The 19085-nt window shown below is 53.6% G+C and carries 16 protein-coding genes; 10 read left to right on the top strand and 6 right to left on the bottom strand.

The annotated features are described in order from the left end of the window. The first annotated feature begins 156 nt into the window (after positions 1-156). Complete coding sequence (locus FRD01_RS08555; RefSeq protein WP_146958977.1) at positions 157-1179, top strand: hypothetical protein; 1023 nt, start codon at positions 157-159, stop codon at positions 1177-1179. A gap of 8 nt (positions 1180-1187) precedes the next feature. Here the strand turns inward: FRD01_RS08555 and FRD01_RS08550 are convergent, their stop codons facing one another. Beyond that, a complete protein-coding gene (locus FRD01_RS08550; RefSeq protein WP_146958976.1) occupies positions 1188-2354 on the bottom strand; it encodes an NAD(P)/FAD-dependent oxidoreductase in 1167 nt (388 codons plus the stop codon). Positions 2355-2677: 323 nt separating this feature from the next. Here FRD01_RS08550 and FRD01_RS08545 point away from each other — a divergent pair, with 323 nt between their 5' ends. Both FRD01_RS08545 and proB read left to right on the top strand, forming a co-directional pair. Next, on the top strand, positions 2678-5542 hold the full coding sequence (locus FRD01_RS08545) for a vitamin B12-dependent ribonucleotide reductase (RefSeq protein WP_146958975.1): 2865 nt from the start codon (positions 2678-2680) through the stop codon (positions 5540-5542). A gap of 102 nt (positions 5543-5644) precedes the next feature. Then, the gene (proB, locus tag FRD01_RS08540) at positions 5645-6766 is read left to right on the top strand and encodes a glutamate 5-kinase (protein ID WP_146958974.1); all 1122 of its coding nucleotides are present in this window, start codon (positions 5645-5647) and stop codon (positions 6764-6766) included. Here proB and FRD01_RS08535 read toward each other — a convergent pair. The 4 genes from FRD01_RS08535 to FRD01_RS08520 form a co-directional block, all read right to left on the bottom strand. Then, positions 6763-7134, bottom strand: coding sequence for a hypothetical protein (locus FRD01_RS08535; protein ID WP_146958973.1), 372 nt, complete (start codon positions 7132-7134; stop codon positions 6763-6765). The two genes, proB and FRD01_RS08535, sit on opposite strands and share 4 nt — an antisense overlap. A gap of 46 nt (positions 7135-7180) precedes the next feature. After that, on the bottom strand, positions 7181-8449 hold the full coding sequence (locus tag FRD01_RS08530) for a hypothetical protein (RefSeq protein ID WP_146958972.1): 1269 nt from the start codon (positions 8447-8449) through the stop codon (positions 7181-7183). Positions 8450-8532: 83 nt separating this feature from the next. Continuing rightward, entirely contained in the window at positions 8533-10482 is a 1950-nt protein-coding gene (locus tag FRD01_RS08525; RefSeq protein WP_146958971.1) for a L,D-transpeptidase family protein, read from the bottom strand. 24 nt (positions 10483-10506) lie between these two features. Next, entirely contained in the window at positions 10507-10740 is a 234-nt protein-coding gene (locus tag FRD01_RS08520; protein WP_146958970.1) for a hypothetical protein, read from the bottom strand. Between the two features lie 195 nt (positions 10741-10935). Here FRD01_RS08520 and pilM point away from each other — a divergent pair, with 195 nt between their 5' ends. From pilM to mtnP, 7 genes are all read left to right on the top strand, one after another. After that, the gene (pilM, locus tag FRD01_RS08515) at positions 10936-11997 is read left to right on the top strand and encodes a type IV pilus assembly protein PilM (RefSeq protein WP_146958969.1); all 1062 of its coding nucleotides are present in this window, start codon (positions 10936-10938) and stop codon (positions 11995-11997) included. Then, positions 11994-12668, top strand: coding sequence for a PilN domain-containing protein (locus tag FRD01_RS08510; protein WP_146958968.1), 675 nt, complete (start codon positions 11994-11996; stop codon positions 12666-12668). The genes pilM and FRD01_RS08510 overlap by 4 nt, the downstream gene beginning before the upstream one ends. After that, positions 12665-13246: a type IV pilus inner membrane component PilO gene (locus FRD01_RS08505; RefSeq protein ID WP_146958967.1), complete on the top strand. Its 582-nt coding sequence runs from the start codon at positions 12665-12667 to the stop codon at positions 13244-13246. Before FRD01_RS08510 ends, FRD01_RS08505 begins: the two co-directional genes overlap by 4 nt. A 20-nt stretch (positions 13247-13266) precedes the next feature. Next, positions 13267-13977 carry a pilus assembly protein PilP gene (locus FRD01_RS08500; protein ID WP_146958966.1) on the top strand — a complete coding sequence of 237 codons (711 nt, stop codon included), beginning with the start codon at positions 13267-13269 and terminating at the stop codon, positions 13975-13977. Between the two features lie 52 nt (positions 13978-14029). Beyond that, on the top strand, positions 14030-17053 hold the full coding sequence (locus tag FRD01_RS08495; RefSeq protein ID WP_146958965.1) for a type IV pilus secretin PilQ: 3024 nt from the start codon (positions 14030-14032) through the stop codon (positions 17051-17053). A 69-nt stretch (positions 17054-17122) separates the two neighbouring features. Beyond that, positions 17123-17833: a hypothetical protein gene (locus tag FRD01_RS08490; protein WP_146958964.1), complete on the top strand. Its 711-nt coding sequence runs from the start codon at positions 17123-17125 to the stop codon at positions 17831-17833. A 117-nt stretch (positions 17834-17950) separates the two neighbouring features. After that, positions 17951-18817: an S-methyl-5'-thioadenosine phosphorylase gene (gene mtnP, locus FRD01_RS08485; protein WP_146958963.1), complete on the top strand. Its 867-nt coding sequence runs from the start codon at positions 17951-17953 to the stop codon at positions 18815-18817. Here mtnP and FRD01_RS08480 read toward each other — a convergent pair. After that, positions 18814-19080, bottom strand: coding sequence for a hypothetical protein (locus FRD01_RS08480; protein WP_146958962.1), 267 nt, complete (start codon positions 19078-19080; stop codon positions 18814-18816). The genes mtnP and FRD01_RS08480 overlap by 4 nt on opposite strands. Positions 19081-19085 lie beyond the last annotated feature (5 nt).

Raw genomic sequence — 19085 nt, 5'->3', positions numbered from 1 at the left:
CTGTGGGAGCCTTTTTCTTTTGTAGATCGGGTTGAAAGGGATTTGGGCATCGTACAAAGTTGTTAGACTCCCAAAGCTGGTGTAACGTGCACCTCCGAATAAGCCCAAACGAGTCATGATTTGAGTCGGGTATACCGAGTCGTCAGGAGCGATTGAATGAAGTTCTGCACTACTTGTGGCCGAAATTACGCTGATGATACCGAAGTTTGTCCTCACGACGGCACGCCACTTTTCTACATGGGTGGGGATGCTGAGGCAGCGTCTTCGGAGCCAGAGTCCCCTGTTGTCGACAACGAGCTTGGAATACAAGCTGATGAGGCACTCGAAGAAAGTGCGTTGCAGCCTGAGAGTGAGCCGATCGTTGCTGCTGAGACGGCCATTGAGGACGTTGAAAGTGAGGAAGAAGATATTGCCGCGGCCGCGGACGATGGTGCAGATGATTTAGCGGCACCTGAAGACGAGGATGAGGACGAGGACGATATAGAAGAGGACGCCGCGCCTTCCGTTCAGATTGAATCCTCGATTGCGGCCACGATCAGTGATCTAGGTGGCCTGACTGAAGACAGACCTAGCTTGAATCTCTCGAAAGAGATTGCTGGCGAGGAAGACGAAAAACCTAATCCAGACCTTTTGGCCCCTCCAAAGAAAGAGTCGGGCGGAAACGGTGGCATGATTGGCCTCTTGGTCGTGCTTCTCTTGGTTGGAGCAGGTGCCGGATGGTACTTCTTAGCCGGCCCTGGAGCAGCTGCACCTGAAGAGCCTGTGGTTGAAACTCCTCCCGAGGTTCCAACCAAAGTTGAAGAAGTACCGCAGGAGCCTGCCGGGGCGGAGCCAATGGTTGCTGAAGAGGCCGATATGGCTAAAGAGTCGGCTGCCTCGCCTGACGCAGCACCCACTGAGCCTCCTGCCGAGACACCTGAAGAAGCGGCTACTGATACCAAGGTTGAAGAAAAGCCAACGCCGAAAAAGGTACAAAGGCCCAAAGTCAAAAAGCCGGTGGAGAAGGCTGTTGAAGAGCCTGTTGAGAAACCAGCAGAGAAACCGGTGGAGAAGCCTGCTGAGAAGCCGGCAGAAAAGCCTGCTGAGAAGCCGGCAGAAAAGCCTGCTGAGACTGAGGGCGAACTGAGTCCCGAAGAGATGTTGAAGCGGGAATTGCAGAAGCTGAAGCAACCCGAGTGACTTCCCTTCTAGATAAGTGCGCGAGCTCCCCTTCTGGCGCCCATCCAATCTCGAAGTACACGCAGTTTTTGAACTGACGTCGGTATTTGTGCTGCATAGATCACCCTGAAAAGGGTTTGAGCAGCCTTTCCCTCAAAAGCAAACCCTTGATAAAAGACTGCGGCATTTGAGCGACCGAGCGTCAGGATGTCGCCCGTGTAGGAGTAACTGAAAGTGCGGTGCGACCTGCCGTATGCGTCTGAGAGGGCGTTGTGTGCTGCGACTTGGGCTTGCTGAATTGCGACCTGAGCTGACCAGGGACAGTCTGAGTGTGCGGCGTCACCAACGGCATAGATCCCAAATTGAGCTCTCATATTCTCGTCAACGACTAGCCTTCCATCATCGGCTCGAGGGAGTTGGATCTGTTCAAGGAGCGGGGATGGCTTGACACCACCACACCAGATGACGAGCTGTGCTTCGATCCTCGTGTTGTCCACGTGGATTCCGCCCGCGAATGGTGAGTGCGCTTGACCCTTGAGCAACTGAATGTTTTTCGCTTTAAAGTGACGCTCGGTGAGCTCGCGCATTTGTGTGGGTAGTGACGGAAGGAGATTTCCCTCTTGTTCTACGATCAGCACCTCAGCCGCTTCACGGGCCCGGCTATCTTGTATGAGTTCGTCGAAGAGAAATGATTGGAGCTCAGCGGCTAGCGCTACTCCCGTGGGGCCCCCTCCAATGACTACAATTCTGAGTGGTGCATCGGAGTGTTCAGGTGTCTGTGTGAGGTGAATCAGAGTTTCACGAATGGCGATCGCGTCCGTTGCGCTGCCGAACGACTGAACGCTGGATTCCCACGCGTCTGAAGGAAGGCTAGGCACAGAACCCGGTGCGACTATCAGGTAGTCCCAGGGATGCTCGAACGCTCCATGAGCGACCTTTTCGCTCAAATCAATCGTTTCGATGCGATCCATCTCGAATTCAACTTGATCCCCCAAAGCATCATGCAAGGGCACCTGAATGGAGGCAGGGTCGAGGCTTCCGCTTGCAACCGCTGGTAGGAGTGGGGTGAAAGTAAAATGAGCTGAATCCGATACAAGTTGAACTTGAATGCGTCTTCTAGGCGAAAGACCAGCGGCGATCGCATTGGCGGCCGAAACGCCGGCGAAACCGCCTCCCACAATCAAAATACGTCTCATTGTGGTCCTCCAAAAGTCACGAAAGGCTACAGATAGTGCGAGGAAAAATTGGACAGGCTCGAAGCGCGGTATCAATATGTAGTGGTGTATTTGGAATGTGACCACTAGATATTGTGTTTTGAGGGGTTGACACCATGATCGCTCGGAGTATCCTGACCGTCCGCTACAAAGAAATCTTCTTCGCGTTGTCTGGGACAATACACGGGGAAGTTGTCCGCGGACCAGTAGTGAATCAGCGAAAAAGCATCAGCAGCCACCACGGCGCTTCGGCATCGAGGCGTTTCACAGAAGGTTCCATGAGGGAGCCATAGAAAGGAGAGAAAATGACCACGAGTATCGATTCGACAATCACGGAAGACTTGGTAGCCAAGACGGCGAAACCCCGGAAATTTGAAGGTCTTGGGCGTGGACTCACGTTTGAGCGATTTTTCTCCAAAGAAGGGGTTCATCCATTCGATGAGATTGAGTGGGAAACGCGGGATGCCATCATCGGTAATGAGAAGGGCGAGAATGTCTTTGAGCAGCGAGGCGTTGAGTTTCCTACATTTTGGTCTCAAACGGCCACGAATGTCGTAGTTTCAAAGTACTTCCGCGGTCATCTTGACTCACCCGATCGCGAGCATAGCCTCAAGCAGTTGATCTCCCGCGTGGCAGACACCATTACCGGGTGGGGCTTGAAGCAGAACTACTTTACGACCTCTCAAGACGCAGCTGTTTTCAACGCTGAGTTGACCAGCCTCCTTGTGAACCAGAAGCTCGCGTTCAACAGCCCGGTTTGGTTCAACGTAGGTGTTGAAAAGAAGCCACAGGCGTCTGCATGCTTCATCAACTCGGTGGAAGACACGATGGAGTCCATTCTCGGACTCGCGAAGACCGAGGGAATGCTTTTCAAGTGGGGTAGCGGAACGGGAACCAACCTCTCGACTATCCGTTCGAGCCGTGAGCATCTGGGCGGCGGCGGCACTGCTAGTGGCCCTGTGAGCTTCATGAAGGGCTACGACGCGTTCGCTGGCGTGATCAAATCGGGCGGAAAGACTCGTCGTGCGGCGAAAATGGTGATTCTTAACGCCGAGCACCCAGACATCTTGGAGTTTGTGCGCAGCAAGTCCGTTGAAGAGAAGAAAGCCTGGGCTCTTATTGATGCGGGTTATGACGGTGGTTTCAACGTGCCTGGTGGCGCCTACGACTCGATCTTCTATCAGAATGCCAACCATTCTGTTCGAGTGTCTGACGCGTTTATGAAGGCGGTTGAAGGCAACGACACTTGGAGCACCAAGGCCGTGACCGACGGGCGCGTGGTAGACACCTACAATGCTCGAGAATTGATGTCTGAGATTGCCGATTCAGCATGGATTTGCGGCGACCCGGGCATGCAGTACGACACCACGATCAACGAGTGGCATACCTGCCCCAATACAGCTCCAATCAACGCTTCGAACCCTTGTTCCGAGTACATGTTCTTGGACAACTCGGCGTGTAACCTCGCGTCTCTGAACCTTCGTCGATTCCAAGATGAGGCTGGTGATTTTGATGTGGAGAGCTTCAAGAGGGCTGTTCAGATCTCTGTCACCGCACAAGAGATCATCGTGGACAATGCCGGGTATCCAACCCCTGCGATCGAAAAGAATAGCCATGCGTTTAGGCCACTGGGCCTTGGGTTCGCGAACCTCGGGGCGCTATTGATGTCTCGAGGCTTGGCTTACGACTCAGAAGAGGGACGTGGCTTGGCCGGAGCGATCACTGCCGTGATGTGTGGTGAAGCATACGCTCAGTCAGCGAGAATCTCTGAGCAGATTGGGCCATTCACGGGTTATCCAATCAATGAGAAGCCGATGCTGAAGGTGATTCAGAAGCATCAAGCAAAGGTGGAGGAAGTTGGTCTTCCGAGTTCCCACCCAATTGTTGAGGGAGCCCGTGAGAGTTGGGCGGCAGCGTATGAGATCGGCAAGCGCGCCGGATATCGCAACAGTCAGGTCACGGTCCTCGCTCCGACGGGTACGATCGGGTTCATGATGGATTGTGATACGACCGGGGTCGAGCCTGATATCGCCCTGATTAAATACAAGAAACTTGTTGGAGGTGGCTACTTCAAGATCGTCAATCAAACAGTTCCTCAGGCGCTTGAGCGCTTGGGGTACGCTGCGGAGGCGCGCAAGGAGATCGTTGATTATCTCTCCACCCACGATACCATCGAGGGCGCACCAGGTCTCAAGGACGAGCACCTTCCAGTGTTTGACTGTGCATTCAAGCCAGCACAGGGACTTAGAAGCATTACCCCGATGGGGCATGTGCGAATGATGGCTGCTTGTCAGCCTTTCCTCTCGGGAGCCATTTCGAAGACCGTCAACATGCCGCACGAAGCCACCGCCGAAGAGATTTCAGAAATCTACGTCGAGGCTTGGAGATTGGGACTTAAGGCCATCGCGATCTACCGTGATGGATGCAAGCGAACGCAGCCGCTTTCGACTTCGATGGACAAGACCGAAGAAGAGAAGGTCGTAGAGAATGTGATGGCACAGGTAGCCTCAGGTGAGACCTTTGAGCGCCGCCGTAGGCTTCCTGATGAAAGGCCTTCGATTACGCACAAGTTCTCGATCTCAGGGCACGAAGGCTACATCACCGTGGGTTGTTTCGAAGATGGTCAACCAGGCGAAATCTTCATCACGATGAGCAAGGAAGGTTCGGTTGTCAGCGGACTTATGGACGCCTTCGCCACCGCGATTTCACTCTGCTTGCAGTATGGAGTGCCATTGAGCGTACTTGTTGATAAATTCGCGCACACTCGTTTTGAGCCGAGCGGATTTACCAATAACCCACGCATTCGAATTGCCAAGTCTGTCACTGACTACATCTTCCGTTGGCTCGCCGATAAATTCATGGGCGAGGATTCGAAAGGCGTTTACCTGAACAATCAGGGATCCGCATGGCGTCCGGGGGAGACACTCGGAGAGGGTGTTGAAGCGGCAGAGGAAGCGGCCCCAAAGAAGGTGACTCTCGCGCAAACTAAGGAAGAGCCAACTTCGAAGTTTGAAAAGGCCCGTGCCGGTGAAGTGGTCTACCAGGCGAACAACAACGTCTTTACGCTTCAAGCGGATGCGCCACCTTGCCACGTGTGCGGGACCATCATGGTTCGCAGTGGCGCGTGCTACAAGTGCTCGAATTGTGGCGCCACGAGTGGTTGCTCGTAAGAGTTCAACTAGAATCTGATCTACCCAAAGCGGCCCAAGACGGGCCGCTTTTTTGTGTTTGTGGAATTGCAACGAAGTGCGGCAAGCGGATATAGACGGGACATGAAGCGAAGCGAACTAAAAGATAGACGTCACTGGGTCGTCAAGATTGGGTCGGGTGTTCTCCTGCGGGACAAAGTTCATGTGGATCGCCCGACTTTCGTTAACCTGGTGCTCGACATCGTAAGCCTGGTTGAGCTCGGTCATAGGGTTACCGTGGTTTCTTCGGGGGCGGTCGCACTCGGGCGCCAGGTGGCCAGCGAGCAACGCAAGGACCTGCCTTCTTTGCAGGCCTACGCAGCGCTTGGCCAAGCGCGGTTGATTCAAATGTTCGATCTCGAGTTTGCTCAATATGGAAAACGTGCAGCTCAGATTCTCTTAGGGCGCGGGGATATCGACAGGCGAGAAAGTTTTTTGAACGCTCGGATGGCTCTGGAAGCCGTGGACGAGTTTGGTGCCATTCCGGTGATCAATGAAAACGACACGGTTGCAACCGAAGGCCTGCGATTCGATGACAATGACCACCTTGCGGCGATTACGTGTGGGTTGGTTCAGGCTGATCTGCTTGTCATTCTCTCTGATGTGGAAGGCGTGTTGGAGGTGTCGGACGGTCCATCTGGTAGGGTTTTTGGCGCCCGAATATCAACGATTGGGGTTGAAGACGAGACCCTTCGAGGCATCGCAGGTCCCTCCGTGAGTGGGCATGGCAAGGGCGGAATGAATTCCAAAGTGTCTTCGGCGCGGCATGCCGCTCGGTTTGGAGTTCCAACAGTGATTGCAGGCGGAAAGAGCCCTCGGATTTTGCAAACGATTCGTCGAGGAGAGGACGCTGGAACCTTGCTGGTTCCTACGCAAGAACATCTTCAAGGTAAGAAGATTTGGATCGGTGCGGCGGCCGTATCTGTCGGCAAGATCTCTTGCGATCTGGGAGCGTGCCGTGCCCTGATAGAACGTGGCGCGAGTCTACTTCCGAAAGGCATCCTTCGGGTAGATGGCGAATGGGATATCGGCAGTGTGGTTGACGTGTGTGATCCCGAAGGAAAAGTCTTCGCGAGGGGGCTCTGCTCATATAGTGCGTCCGACCTTAGAAAGATCAGCGGTGTTCACAGCGAAAAGTTCGAAGAGATCTTAGGTCATCGTGGCTTTGAGGAGGCGATACACCGGGACAACCTGGTTTTGACTTAGTTGATCAAGTCTCGGAGCACGGTCGGGCCGACGTAGAGCATGACGGACGTCGCGGCCAAGATGAAGATGACCAAGAAGGGGTTGAGGAAGTTCTCGACCTCGATCTTATCTGATTTTAGGAGTTCACCACCGACACTTAAATCGCATTTTGGGCGCCACCCAGCGATAGAAAGAATGTCGGCTTCGATGTGAAAAATCTCGCCTTCGTCTTCGACCATAGCTTCGAGCTTAGGTGAGAGTCGCGGCCCGCCCGTTCGATCAATCCTTTGGTCGTCGATCCAGAGCTCATACTCAGGGGCGAGGAAAAGCCATCTAAATGTCCAGTTCCCTGTGATTTTTATCGCGTGCCCATTCCAATCGGCTTGCATGAGATACCTCCACTTTCGTCAATCTTAGCAAGTCAAAACGAGAAAGTCACATTGCGGCGAAGATCGCGATGAGCAGGAGTACAAACACGATTGCTGCCGCGATGATTCGTTTGTCTGGTCCTGCCTTAGGAGGACTTAAGTCGAAGGTTTGAACGTAGGCTTGACTTAGAGTCTTATCGTTGGGGTAGGGGAACCGTCGGTCTTTTTCGGACTTGGAAATCTTGGCCCGCTTCAGTCCGGCTGCTTCGTCTTCGCTGCTTGGTGCCACAGTGAACGGCAGAGGGATGTTATAGACATCGGCGATACGCGAGGCATGCTTCTGCAAGAGTTCCACGGAGATGTCCGGGTGGTCTTCTTCCTCCCACTCGTCGTCATCTTCGGAATCGCTGGCACCAACCAACTCATCGTCGCTTTCTTCGTCAACTTCCTCGTCTACCTCTTCAACCTCAGCGGGGGCGCTTTCCTCTACGAGTGTAGGGTCGACTAGCGGACGATCTAGAGTTTGGTCGTCGTCCTCGTCCTTGGATAGAGGCGATTCAATCTGCTCCGTGACTCGTAGGTCTTCGTCATCTGCCAACTCGCCCCATGCATCATCAACCGACGAGGTGCCGTACATTTCCTTGAGGTCATCCACGGGAGGGACATCTTCGCGGTTGATGGGTGTGGAGATCTCATTGGTTGCAAAGAACTCTTCTGGTAGGTCGTGGCGCCCAACTTTAGGGCTTTTGATGGAGAGCCCTCCGGAATGCGCGGTAGCCTCCGAAATCTCTTGCAATGCATCTGGAGCCGGGTCGGCCGGATCTTCCGATTCTTCGGCCTCTGAGACCTCGTCTGTCGTGAAGAGATCGAGCGTTTTCGCGGTCATGACCGTGACTTCATCAGTCTTAGCCGGAGTTTCGATATCTTCCGGTGGGGTAGGTGGTTCCGGGGTCGGGACTACTACCTCTTCTTCGACGGTTTGCAGGACGTCCTTCGCAGGCTCTTCCTCGTCTTCTTCATCTTCAAAGGTTGGTCGTTCTTTGATGCGTGTGACTTCCGCATCTTCATCGAGGGGAGCCTCTGGACCCTCAGCTTGTGTCTCCGAGCTCTCGAGCGGGGACTCGGTCATCACGGTTTCGGGTTCTTGAGCCTCCTCTTGCGCCAGCACTTCGAAGAGTTTGACGAAAAGAGGGTGTTCTCCGATAGGTGCCCACCTTTGGGTTTGGGCCAGATAGATCAGGTCATTGGGCCGGATGACCCAATTACGAATAAGCTTCTCGACCTTCTCTTCGGAGTCGCACTTATACTGACGTATGTCGGTTTTAATACGGTACATTCAACCGCTGGGGATGAACGGAGAAAATTGAACAACGATATAGAGCGGAAGCTTAAACCGTGTTGGTTTTGAGCACAACCAAATTAAGGACCGAAGTCGGAAGTAGAATCACTTGGTGCATCCCAGTCGCCATCATCCTCGGCCTTTGGAAGCTTCGACGCACAGCTATCAAACGCGTCTTTGTCTTCGCTCAGACGTCTCGCATCCTTCTTGTAGATATCGGCAAGGAAGTGGACGTGCCCATCATCATCAACCTGGGTGACGTAATACTCGAAGAAGACCGGGAGCTTTTCATCAAAGTGGAACCTCTTGGTCTTGAGTTCTTCCCACAGGGTCTCTAGGTCGCCACGATCTGCCTTTTCTTCGCGGCCTAGCAAGTACTCCGCGAGTGATTCGGGCTCTTCGACGCGTACGCAACCATGACTAAATGCTCGAATCGGATAGTCGAAGTACTTCTTCTTCGGTGTGTCGTGCATGTAGGTATTATGGGGGTTTGGGAAGATAAACTTCACTTTTCCCAGGGCGTTATCCGGCCCTGGCTTTTGGCGGATCCACTCGTTCTTCTTGGTCTTAACTTCTTCGTAGTTGTTCTTGCTCAACCAGTCAGGATCTTTCTTGATTTGAGATTTGAACTCTTCTTCAACGATCCGTCGCGGAACGTTCCAGTAGGGGTTGACGTCGAGGTGGTCGAGAAACGCAAGTTGTGTGGGAGTCGCATCAGGCATCACCCATTTCTTTGTCACGGGGTCGCATCTGCGTCGGTTTGAGCCCACGACCACGCGGAATCGCATTTTGCGCTCATTGTTCTCCCAGACCTCGGCGTGAAAGTCCGGAATGTTGACGAAGATATAGTTTGGCTCGCCTTCAAAACGCGACTCTCGCCATCTTTGAATCGTGGTCTCAATCTGCGCGAGTCGCTTCTCGGCTCCGACGTTGAGAGATCTCCAAAACCCAGCTTTGGGCTCGAGCGTTTCGCGGAACTGGTGGGTGCGTTGATAGGTGTGGATTGCCGAGATTAGCTCTTCATCCAACGTTTCACCTGGTGTTTGGATGTAGCCTTCTATTGCTAGTCTTTCGGCGAGTTCCTGGACGCGCGCCGAGCTTGCACCCTCTTCGAGTTTAAACGGGCGGACCGCTTTCCAACCGCCATCGGCCACAATTGTCTGGTAGCGGGTTCTGGCGTGCAGGAGCCTCTTGTATTGAGGGTGGGGGGGAGAGAGAGCATCGAGAACCTTTTGAGGTTCACTCGAGCTCTTAAGTTCATCGAAAGTCCTCGCGAGACGTCCGTAGATGATCTTCTTCGAGCCACCGCCGTCACGGATCTCTCTCCAGTCGAGCCTCTCGAGGTTAAAATGGCGTAGGTCGCGAGCAAACCGTAGGGCGCCATCAGCCATTCGCAACTCGAGTTCTGCCGCAGATTCCATTCGCTCAGCGATGAGCGCTCGTCGCGAATTTACGTGGTCCGTAAGGTGAGAAAGTGAGTCGATCCGCCCCTCGATGATGGCGTCGAGGAGCAGGCGTTTCTTTGTGGCTCCGTCTGCCTCGGCATTTGATAGAAAACCTACAATCACTTCAAGATCCGAGCCGCTGAGTTTGAGCTTCTGTGTCACGGGCTCGCCGAATGAATCATTTAGCTTTCGCACGCGTTCGATATGGTAGTCGGTAGGATCCAGAACATGAAAACTAGCGCCTTCTAGATAGGATAGAAGTGTGGTTCCACGTTCGTTGAGGCCGTTGGCGCCCGCGAAGACCATTTGGTGGTCGGCATAGAGTTCTTGGAAGAGATCGGCGTACTTGATTCCGCCCTTTAGCCTCGCACCCCAGGGGCGTTTGGCTTCCTTATCGAGGATTTTGGTAACGAATTTGTGGGAAAGGCGGGCGTCAAGCCGCTCATGTAGATCGTCAATTAACCCGTGCCGCCAACTTTCCACATCGTGTCGAATGGGGTCAAAAGGTTGTGCTGGAGATTTTGAATCTAGGGAGGGATCGCAGGCGAGAGCGAAAACCGTCAATAAAAAGAGCAGAACCTTCATGGTGTAAAAGACCGGGGTAAAAACTTACCCCAGTTCGTCTTGCTCCGGGGCTCTGAGAATATAGAACTTGTGTACCTCGGTCGCAAATTCACAGTTCTCTTCCACGGTCTGATCCGAGAAAGGTGTGATTCTACAGTCCAAAACCTCACTCCATGTGATGCCTTGTGGGAAGAGCACATCGAGGCCCGAGGTCTTGACGTCTGCCACGTGTGAAACTTGGAGTGCGTCGTAGAGCTTAAGTAAAGAATGTGTAGACATAATGAATCCCTTAAAGACAAAAGTGAGCCAATGGGTTAAAGCAGTAATAGAAAATTTTGACAAGTTTGCACAACGTGAAAAGCTAGCTGGTGTGGAGTGTGTCCACAAAGCAAGTAGATTTCTTGACACCTAGGAAAACTGCGTGGCAACATGCCGACAAACATTCCCTATTGTGGATATTGAGAGGTTCTAAGCATGGCCAAGGGACAAAATTGTATTGGCCTGGATATTGGCTCGAGCGCTGTAAAGCTCTGCGTTTTGAAGAATGTGAAGAAAGGTCTTCAGCTTCAAGCGTTCGATTTCGAGCCTTTGCCACCAGAGACAATCGTCGACGGCGCGTTAATGAATGCGTCAGTCGTCACAGATGCCGTTGCGGAGCTCTTGCGTCGCAACAAGGTGAAAACTCGCGAGGCAGCGATGAGCGTCTCGGGCAACACCGTTATTATCAAAAAGATCACGCTACCTCTGATGACCCAAGAAGAACTTGAGGAGTCGATCCAGTGGGAAGCTGAGCAGTACATACCCTTTGATATCAGGGACGTGTTCATCGGCTTTGAGGTTCTCGCACCGAGGACTGACCAGGGGCAGATGGACGTGGTGCTCGTGGCTGCGAAACGCGACATGATCAATGATTATGTTGGTGTGGCCGCGGACGCAGGCCTGGAGCCTACCGTGATGGATGTGGATGCCTTTGCCCTTCAGAATATGTACGAGGCAAATTACGGGTTCCATCGCGGTGAAACGATTGTGCTGCTCGATGTGGGAAGCTCAGTCGTCACGATGAATGTGGTGACCGACGGAATCACGATGTTCACGCGTGACCTTTCGATGGGTGGCAATGACCTCACCGAAGAGATTCAAAAGCAGCTTAACATCACGTACCAGGAGGCCGAGCTCTACAAAATGGGCGGGGCACCTGGTCATGTGAGTGACGAGGTTCTTCCTCACGAGGTCGAAAAGATCATCGGTGAGAAAGCAGAAGATATGGCGGCTGAGATTCAGCGTTCAATCGATTTCTATGCGGCCACCGCGGCCGACAGCAGGATCGATAGGATCGTGGTCTCGGGAGGCACCGCAGCAATTCCGTCACTGGTGCGTATTATTGCGCGCACTAGCGGGGTTCCTGCAGAGCTGGCAAACCCGTTTCGAAATATTTCCTATGACGAGAGACAGTTCTCACCCGAGCGCGTCCAGAAATGGGCTCCAATCGCTGGTGTGTCTGTCGGGCTTGCACTTCGAAGGACTAACGAGAAATGATTCGCGTCAACCTACTACCGATAAAGCAACAACGTCGCCGAGACTCGGCTAAGAAGACGTTGTTCGTATTCCTCGCGTTGATCGGGCTTGAGCTCTTGGTCTTCAGTGCAGTCTATGCGATGCAAAGCAGCGACCTGGCCTCCTTGAAAGAGAAGGTGGCGATCGGTCAGCGTGAGGTTGCAGCTGCCAAAGAAGAAGTCAAAGATGCCGAACAGCTGCAGAAAGAGCGAGATCAGCTCACTCAACAACTCAAGGTTCTCGATGACCTTGAGCGCCAGCGTTCGGGCCCTGTCCGAATGATGGACGAGCTTCAGGCGATGTTGAGTCCTCCACGAAACGAGGAAGACCGCTTCGCTCAGCTTCAGAAGAATTGGAACGTCGAGTGGGACCCACGTCGTCTATGGCTTGATACCGTGGAGGAGACAAACTCCAAGTTCAAGCTCAAGGGTGGCGCAGCCAATCCTGACGATGTGGCCGAATTCCTTCAGCGACTTTCAACTGGCAAGTTCTTCAATAACGTCGAACTCAACGTTGTCACTGCCAAAGGTGGACAAGGAAACACGGCTAAGTACGTGGATTTCGAGTTCACAGGTGAGTTGAACTACACAGGTCAGCCACAGGCTCCTGCTGCTGCACCCGCGGCAAAAGGGAAGAAGGGTCGAAAGAAATGAATAACCTTTTTGAAAAATACAACGGCCTACCGGTTGCGCAGCGAATCATCATTCCATTGATTCTGATGGTTGTGATTGGTGCTGGGTTCTGGTTCCTGCTCATCGACCCTGTGCGTCAGGACATCGACAAGCAGCGGCAGCAACTCACTGAGATCGATCGTGAGAAAGGACGCCTCGAGCAACTCAAGAAGAACCGGGCCGTGGTCTTGGCTCAGCTCGAGAAGTTGAAGCGTCAACTCTTGATCGCTCAAGAGAAGCTTCCCCAAGACGCGGAGATCCCGAGCTTGCTCCAGAGAATTCACAACCAGGCGAAGACGGCTGGTTTGGAGATCATGATATTCAAGCGACTACCAGAGCGCCCACAACAGTTTTACGTGGAAATTCCCGTAGAAATGGAACTTTCGGGTACCTACGACGAGCTTGCAAACTTCCTTTATTACATCGGTCGAATGACACGGATTGTAAACATGAAGGATTTGTCGATGGTTCGCGTAGGGCAAGGCATGGCGTCAGACGGCGAGTTGAAGATCAAGACTCGTGGAACGACGTTCCGTTACGCGAAACCCAACGAGGGATAAGGGCATAGAGGAATCTGATAATGAAGAAAGTCATAACATATACATTGATCAGCCTCGGGATGTGCCTTGCCGCGTGTGAAGATGCGGTACAGCAACCGCCTCCACCTCCACCACAGGCGCCACCACCGGCCCAACCTGTCGTTGAGGATATCGCGGAGGCAGCTCCCCAGGAAGAGTACGTGCGACCTGAATATCCAGATACAGCACGCCGAAATCCCTTCATGCCTTCGCCAGAGGTGGTTCAACCAACACCTACGGCGATCGACGGTGAAGTTCGTGCGCTCGAGCCACTCGAGCAATTTGGACTCGGACAGCTGAAGCTGGTGGCGATCGTCAGCGAAGTTGCCGTTCCAACGGCGATGTTTGTTGATCCATCGGGTTTTGGTCACTTCGTTAAGCGCGGCGACCGAATTGGCCGCAACAGCGGTGTAATCGCGGATATTCGTGAGAATGAAGTCGAAGTCATCGAAGGTGGCGAGGACGAGGATGCCCAAACACTTCAACGCATCGTCAAGCTACGAGACGTGGAGTTGGCGGTGGGCGAAGGTGGTTTGTCAGAGGAGGAACGAGCAGCGCTCGAAAGACTCATGCAAACCGAAGAAGGTCGCGAAGCATTGCAGCGTAGTTTTCAAGAGATGGCGCCTGGTGCCAACGCAGTCGAGAATGAAGGCCAAGCGGCACCTTCTCAGCTGGGACCAGGGCAGGGCTTTGCTCCGCCAACACAGAACTGAATTGAGATTAACTAGACAAGGTTGACGAGTCGTATAGGAACTGAGGAGTCACATGAATAGATGGAAGTTAGCCACACTGGCACTGTGTATAGGTCTCGGTGCTCCGTTGAGCCCGGCGATGGCGCAGTCTCAGGGCTCCAAAGTAGAATCCCGAATCAACGGCGTGAGTGCGTTGAAAGTTGAGGAGCAAAAGGATGGAACACTGATCCGTATCAACGGATCGGCGACCCCGACCTTTTCGGTCTTTCGACTCAACGACCCCGCTCGTTTGTTCATCGACATTTCGAATAGCGAACTCAAGGGCGATGCCCAATCTGAGCGCGTGAATAACGGAGTGATTTCACAGGTCGCCCTCCTTGAATTCAAGGACAACATCCAATCGGTGACACGCGTGATTATCGGCTTCGACGAAGCTGCTCATTACGACGTGCGTACCGATGGTAACGACGTTGTGGTCTTTGTGGATGGCGCCAAACGTCATGCCGCAGGAGCCATGGCTAAGGTCGACACGCAAAAGGTTGAAGAGCTTGAGCGCCGATACCAGGCCGAAGTTGCACGCAGCCAAAACGAAGTGACGGCCGCAAACCGTGAACTCGGACAGACGCGTGAGCGTCTGACCAAAGCCGAGTCAGAACTTCGAGCTCTGCGTGCAGAGGTTGAAGGTTCGCAAGGTGCTCAGCGTGAAGCGCTGAACAATGCCATCGCTTCCAAAACTCGTGAACTTGAAGCGACCAAACGAGAGGTACAAGAGCGTGAAGCGATTGTCTCGAGTTTGGAGAGACAAGTTGCGAAGCTTGAAGGCGAGCGCGATGCCGAGCGTCGTCGGGTTGTTCAACTTGCAAAGGAACGTGATGAGGCCTTGGCTGCGACCAAGTCACTTAGCGCACGTACAGATGCTGAGTTGAAGCAGGCCGCAATGGCATCTGCGAAGCTTGAGAGTGAGCTCAACAAGGCCAACTCTAAGGCTGTGAAGGCGGAGTCCGAGCATCAGAAGGCCCAGCGCGAACTTCAAGCTGCCAAAGAGCGTGAGACCCGCCTGCGTGAGCAAGTGGAGCTTCTGGCTTCTTCGTCGAAGTCCGGTCAAAACGTGGCTGCAGAACTCAAGTCACTTGAGAAAGAGCAGCAGCGCGTGAGAGCTGAACTCGCTCAGCGCGAAGCGGACATGGAGGCTTCCAAAGCTTCGATGCTCCGAGCTAAGTCAGACCTTGAACGGGCTCAGCAGGCAATTGCATCGAAAGATGCGGAAATCGCGAAACTTCGTGGTGAACTTGCCGAAGCCAAATCCAATTCTAATGAGAATCGCGGAATCGTGGCTCAAGCGGTGCCCGTCGACGTTGAAAATAACGTCCGTGGTATTCGACTTGAGAACGAAGGCCAGAAGTCGCGAATCGTCGTCGAGATGGAGAAGCCGGGCAGCTTCGAGACTCTTCCTTGGGAAGAGAGTCGCGCTGTCATGATTCTTAACAATGTTGAGCTTCCTCCAGCGCTTGAGCGCACGGTGGCCAACAAAGGAGAATCGGGAGCAGTGCGATTTGTATCGAGCTTCCGGGACCAGCAGGGTCGCGTAAGGCTAGAGGCGGAACTTGGCGAGAACGCCACAGATGTGGTCCGTCAAGATGGCAACACGCTCGTTTGGGAATTCGCAAAGACCGAGAACACACGGGTTGATTGGGGTGTGACTGAACAGTCGCGTCCAGCAGACCCGGCGTTCACGTCGGCACCTCCGCGTTACCCATCCGTTGTCACTGACCCAACTCAGGTGAGCACCGTTCCTGGCATGAGCCGCAAGCGGATCACCATCGATTTGCGCGAGGCAGACATCCAAAACGTTCTTCGCCTTCTGGCAAAGGAAGGTGGAGTGAACATTGTGTCGGGGCAGGGCGTCTCGGGTACTGTCACAGTGAGGTTGCGCAGTGTTCCACTCGACGAGGTGTTCCTCACTGTGCTTCAGGCCCGTTCACTCGGCTTCGAGAAGCGTGGAAACGTTATCCGCGTTGCACCTCAGGACACGCTTGTCAAAGAGCAAACTGCTCGTGCTGAGCAGCGCGCTGCAGCTGAGCAGACACGACCACTCGAAGTGTTCTTGATGCCAGTCAACTACGCCAAGGCTTCGGAAATGGAGTCACAGGTTTCAGGTCTCTTGAGCCCACGAGGCACGGTGACCATCGACCAGCGAACCAATACCCTGGTGATCAAGGACATTCCGGACAATCTTGCGGCTGTTCGACAACTGGTTGAGAGTCTCGACTCTCAAGTCCCACAGGTCCTTATCGAAGCTCGAATTGTTGAGACGAACGACACCTTCGCCCATCAGATGGGTATCCAATGGGGTGGTGATGTAAGCTTCTCACAGGCGAACGGTAACCCAACCGGTCTGCTCTTCCCGAGCGTGCTTGGAATTGCTGGTGGTGCAACGGACGCCCAGGCTCCAACTGCAGGAACGTCGTCGAATCCGAACTTTGCCGTCAACCTGCCTGCTCCAGTGGGTACAGGTTCCGGTGGTTCGTTGGGCTTGACCATGGGTAGTGTGGGTGGTGCGGTTAACTTGAACCTGCGTTTGAGTGCCTTCGAATCCGCTGGTCACGCCAAAATCGTGAGCTCGCCTAAGATCCTCACACTGAACAACAAGCCAGCCACGATTTCTCAGGGTACGAGTATCCCGATCAGCGTGGTGAGTGCGGCAGGTGTTCAGACTGTGTTCGTGGACGCGACTCTTGAGTTGACGGTGACGCCACAGGTAACTCCTGACGGCAACATCCAGCTTCAGATCTCGGCATCTAAGAACGAGCCCGACTTCCAGAACACTGGTGCACGGGGAGACCCAACCATCATTCGTAAGCAGGCTGAGACCGAACTCCTGATCAAGGACGGAGATACCACTGTGATCGGTGGTATCTACACACGAAACGCAGGAACGAGCGTCTCTGCAGTGCCATTCTTCCACAAGATTCCGATCCTTGGCTTCTTCTTTAGAACCACATCGGAGAGCGAGAGGCGGACTGAACTCTTGATTTTCATCACACCGAAAATCGTCAATCGAGCAGAGTCCATCGGTGGTTCGTCGGCTTCGAGGTAAAACGTGGAAAGAAAAATCGAAGGCGCTATAATGATTAGAGAAGAAATTAGAAACGTGCAGGAGTTTCAGATGAAACGAATCCTAATATTGGGAGCCGCGCTTGTCGGGCTAACCTCATCCGCCTGTGTTGATGCTGACGCATCGCTACTCTTGACAGGACCCGTGACATTTGACGGCGCCGTGTCAGAAGACGAAGAGGCAGGAACTGTGAGCGCGAGCTGCACAATCTCCACCGATCGGTCACGAGCGTGGTCGAGACTTTCGATCAATCTCGAAGAGATCAAGACGCAAGGGCAGTCCGTGGCTCGTTACGGAATCGGCTCGATTCCGAACTCGTTCGATATGAGCGTGGTGCTTCAAAACCGTTTGCAGCCCAGCGACGTCTACTCTCCCATTGGCGAGAACCAAAACCTTCGCGTCGACCAAAACTTAATCCAAGTTGAGCAGGTTAGTTTTTCTTTCCCAAGTGGGAGCAATCAGCCTGGATTCAATGCGTTGGATAAGTCGTTCGACTTCATCGTGACGGTTGACAGCGGCGGAGGCGAGTCTGCAGCTTACGTGCCGATTATTTCGCCTGCGGATATTCGGACATGGGAGCAAGTCGTCTCTCAAGTGACAGGTTCAAACCCAAGCGCGGTCGTACCGGGTTCGGTTGAAATCCAAGTTTCCGGTCGTACCACCAGCGGTACTGAGATCGAGTCGAATCTCATCAACGTACCATTTGATGTGTGTCTGAACTGCTCGATCGCTTCGACCCCACGGTGTCTTGAGTCCAACTAGAGCCGCCGCTTTGAGTCTTTGAGACCCACGTTGAAAAACGTGGGTTTTTCTTTTGGGGCTTGGCCCAAAAGCTGTCTTCACGGTAATAAGACTCCACCTTCTTTCGGAGTCAAGACCATGTCACAAAACGTCCCTATTGGAATTATCGGTGGAAGCGGCCTCTATGAAATTGAGGGCCTCAATATCGTTGAAACGCTCGATATTGATACACCGTTTGGAAAACCCAGCGCTCCGATCGTGATCGGCGAGATCGATGGACGACGTGTGGCGTTTCTTCCGCGCCACGGGCAACACCACCAGCACAGTCCGACACATGTTCCCTATCGGGCTAATATCTGGGCGCTCAAGAGCATTGGAGTCTTTTGGTTGGTTACCGTGAGTGCCGTAGGATCTCTGAAAGAGGAGATTGTTCCGGGGCATTTTGCTATTCCAGACCAGATCATCGACAAAACGGTCAAACGACCCAATTCGATGTTCGACGAAATCGCGGTCCATGTAGGTTTGAGCCGCCCATTCCACCCTATGCTGCGCGATGTGTTGCTCGAATGCGTCAAGGCAGAGGGAATCACGGTTCACGATGGCGGCACCTACGTGTGTATGGAAGGGCCGGCCTTCAGCACCATCGCGGAGAGCGAGCTTCATAGAGCCTGGGGAGCGTCTCTAATCGGGATGACGGCGATGCCGGAGGCCCGCTTAGCTCGTGAAGCTGAGATGTGTTACGCGACCATCGCGCTTCCTACCGACTACGACGTATGGCACGAAGACGACCATGTGGACGTGTCGAAGGTGATGGAGATTATTCGGCAGAATGTTTCAAACGTGCGCCGAGTCCTGAAGCGAGTGATCCCCGCAATTCCACTCGGTAAAGAAGCCGAGTGCGACGCCTCTCAAGCGCTTCAATACGCCATCATGACCAAGCCTGAGGCTATTCCCGAGTGGACTCGACAAAACCTCGACATCATCTTGGGCAAGTACATCGGCTAGTCTAGGGGTCTGATATCGACAGCCCACCCTAATTGATCGACGAGCTCTTCCGCGACCCAGTTGAGGACCTCATCGGAGGGGTGTTTGACCTGCCCAATCTCCACAAAATCTCGAAATTTCCCAGCGTCGGAGCTCTCTTCGACGGCTTCCAAGGGTACGAGTGTGAGCGTTAAGTCTGGTACGCTTCGAGCAAGGCTCTCCAACTCGGTGACTACGGCTTGGTAGCTGGTTCGACGGCGGTCCATGTAGATTGACCAAGACATCTGTG

This window comes from Microvenator marinus, from assembly GCF_007993755.1.
Taxonomy (GTDB): Bacteria; Myxococcota_A; Bradymonadia; order Bradymonadales; family Bradymonadaceae; genus Allomicrovenator; species Allomicrovenator marinus.
This window is presented reverse-complemented; position numbering and strand designations above follow the sequence as displayed.

Coding starts and splice junctions, on each gene's coding strand:
- FRD01_RS08490 (WP_146958964.1), top strand. CDS start 17,123: ATGAAACGAATCCTAATATTGGGAGCCGCGCTTGTCGGGCTAACCTCA.
- FRD01_RS08530 (WP_146958972.1), bottom strand. CDS start 8,449: ATGTACCGTATTAAAACCGACATACGTCAGTATAAGTGCGACTCCGAA.
- proB (WP_146958974.1), top strand. CDS start 5,645: ATGAAGCGAAGCGAACTAAAAGATAGACGTCACTGGGTCGTCAAGATT.
- FRD01_RS08555 (WP_146958977.1), top strand. CDS start 157: ATGAAGTTCTGCACTACTTGTGGCCGAAATTACGCTGATGATACCGAA.
- FRD01_RS08545 (WP_146958975.1), top strand. CDS start 2,678: ATGACCACGAGTATCGATTCGACAATCACGGAAGACTTGGTAGCCAAG.
- FRD01_RS08550 (WP_146958976.1), bottom strand. CDS start 2,354: ATGAGACGTATTTTGATTGTGGGAGGCGGTTTCGCCGGCGTTTCGGCC.
- FRD01_RS08500 (WP_146958966.1), top strand. CDS start 13,267: ATGAAGAAAGTCATAACATATACATTGATCAGCCTCGGGATGTGCCTT.
- FRD01_RS08520 (WP_146958970.1), bottom strand. CDS start 10,740: ATGTCTACACATTCTTTACTTAAGCTCTACGACGCACTCCAAGTTTCA.
- FRD01_RS08505 (WP_146958967.1), top strand. CDS start 12,665: ATGAATAACCTTTTTGAAAAATACAACGGCCTACCGGTTGCGCAGCGA.
- FRD01_RS08495 (WP_146958965.1), top strand. CDS start 14,030: ATGAATAGATGGAAGTTAGCCACACTGGCACTGTGTATAGGTCTCGGT.
- FRD01_RS08510 (WP_146958968.1), top strand. CDS start 11,994: ATGATTCGCGTCAACCTACTACCGATAAAGCAACAACGTCGCCGAGAC.
- mtnP (WP_146958963.1), top strand. CDS start 17,951: ATGTCACAAAACGTCCCTATTGGAATTATCGGTGGAAGCGGCCTCTAT.
- pilM (WP_146958969.1), top strand. CDS start 10,936: ATGGCCAAGGGACAAAATTGTATTGGCCTGGATATTGGCTCGAGCGCT.
- FRD01_RS08480 (WP_146958962.1), bottom strand. CDS start 19,080: ATGTCTTGGTCAATCTACATGGACCGCCGTCGAACCAGCTACCAAGCC.
- FRD01_RS08525 (WP_146958971.1), bottom strand. CDS start 10,482: ATGAAGGTTCTGCTCTTTTTATTGACGGTTTTCGCTCTCGCCTGCGAT.
- FRD01_RS08535 (WP_146958973.1), bottom strand. CDS start 7,134: ATGCAAGCCGATTGGAATGGGCACGCGATAAAAATCACAGGGAACTGG.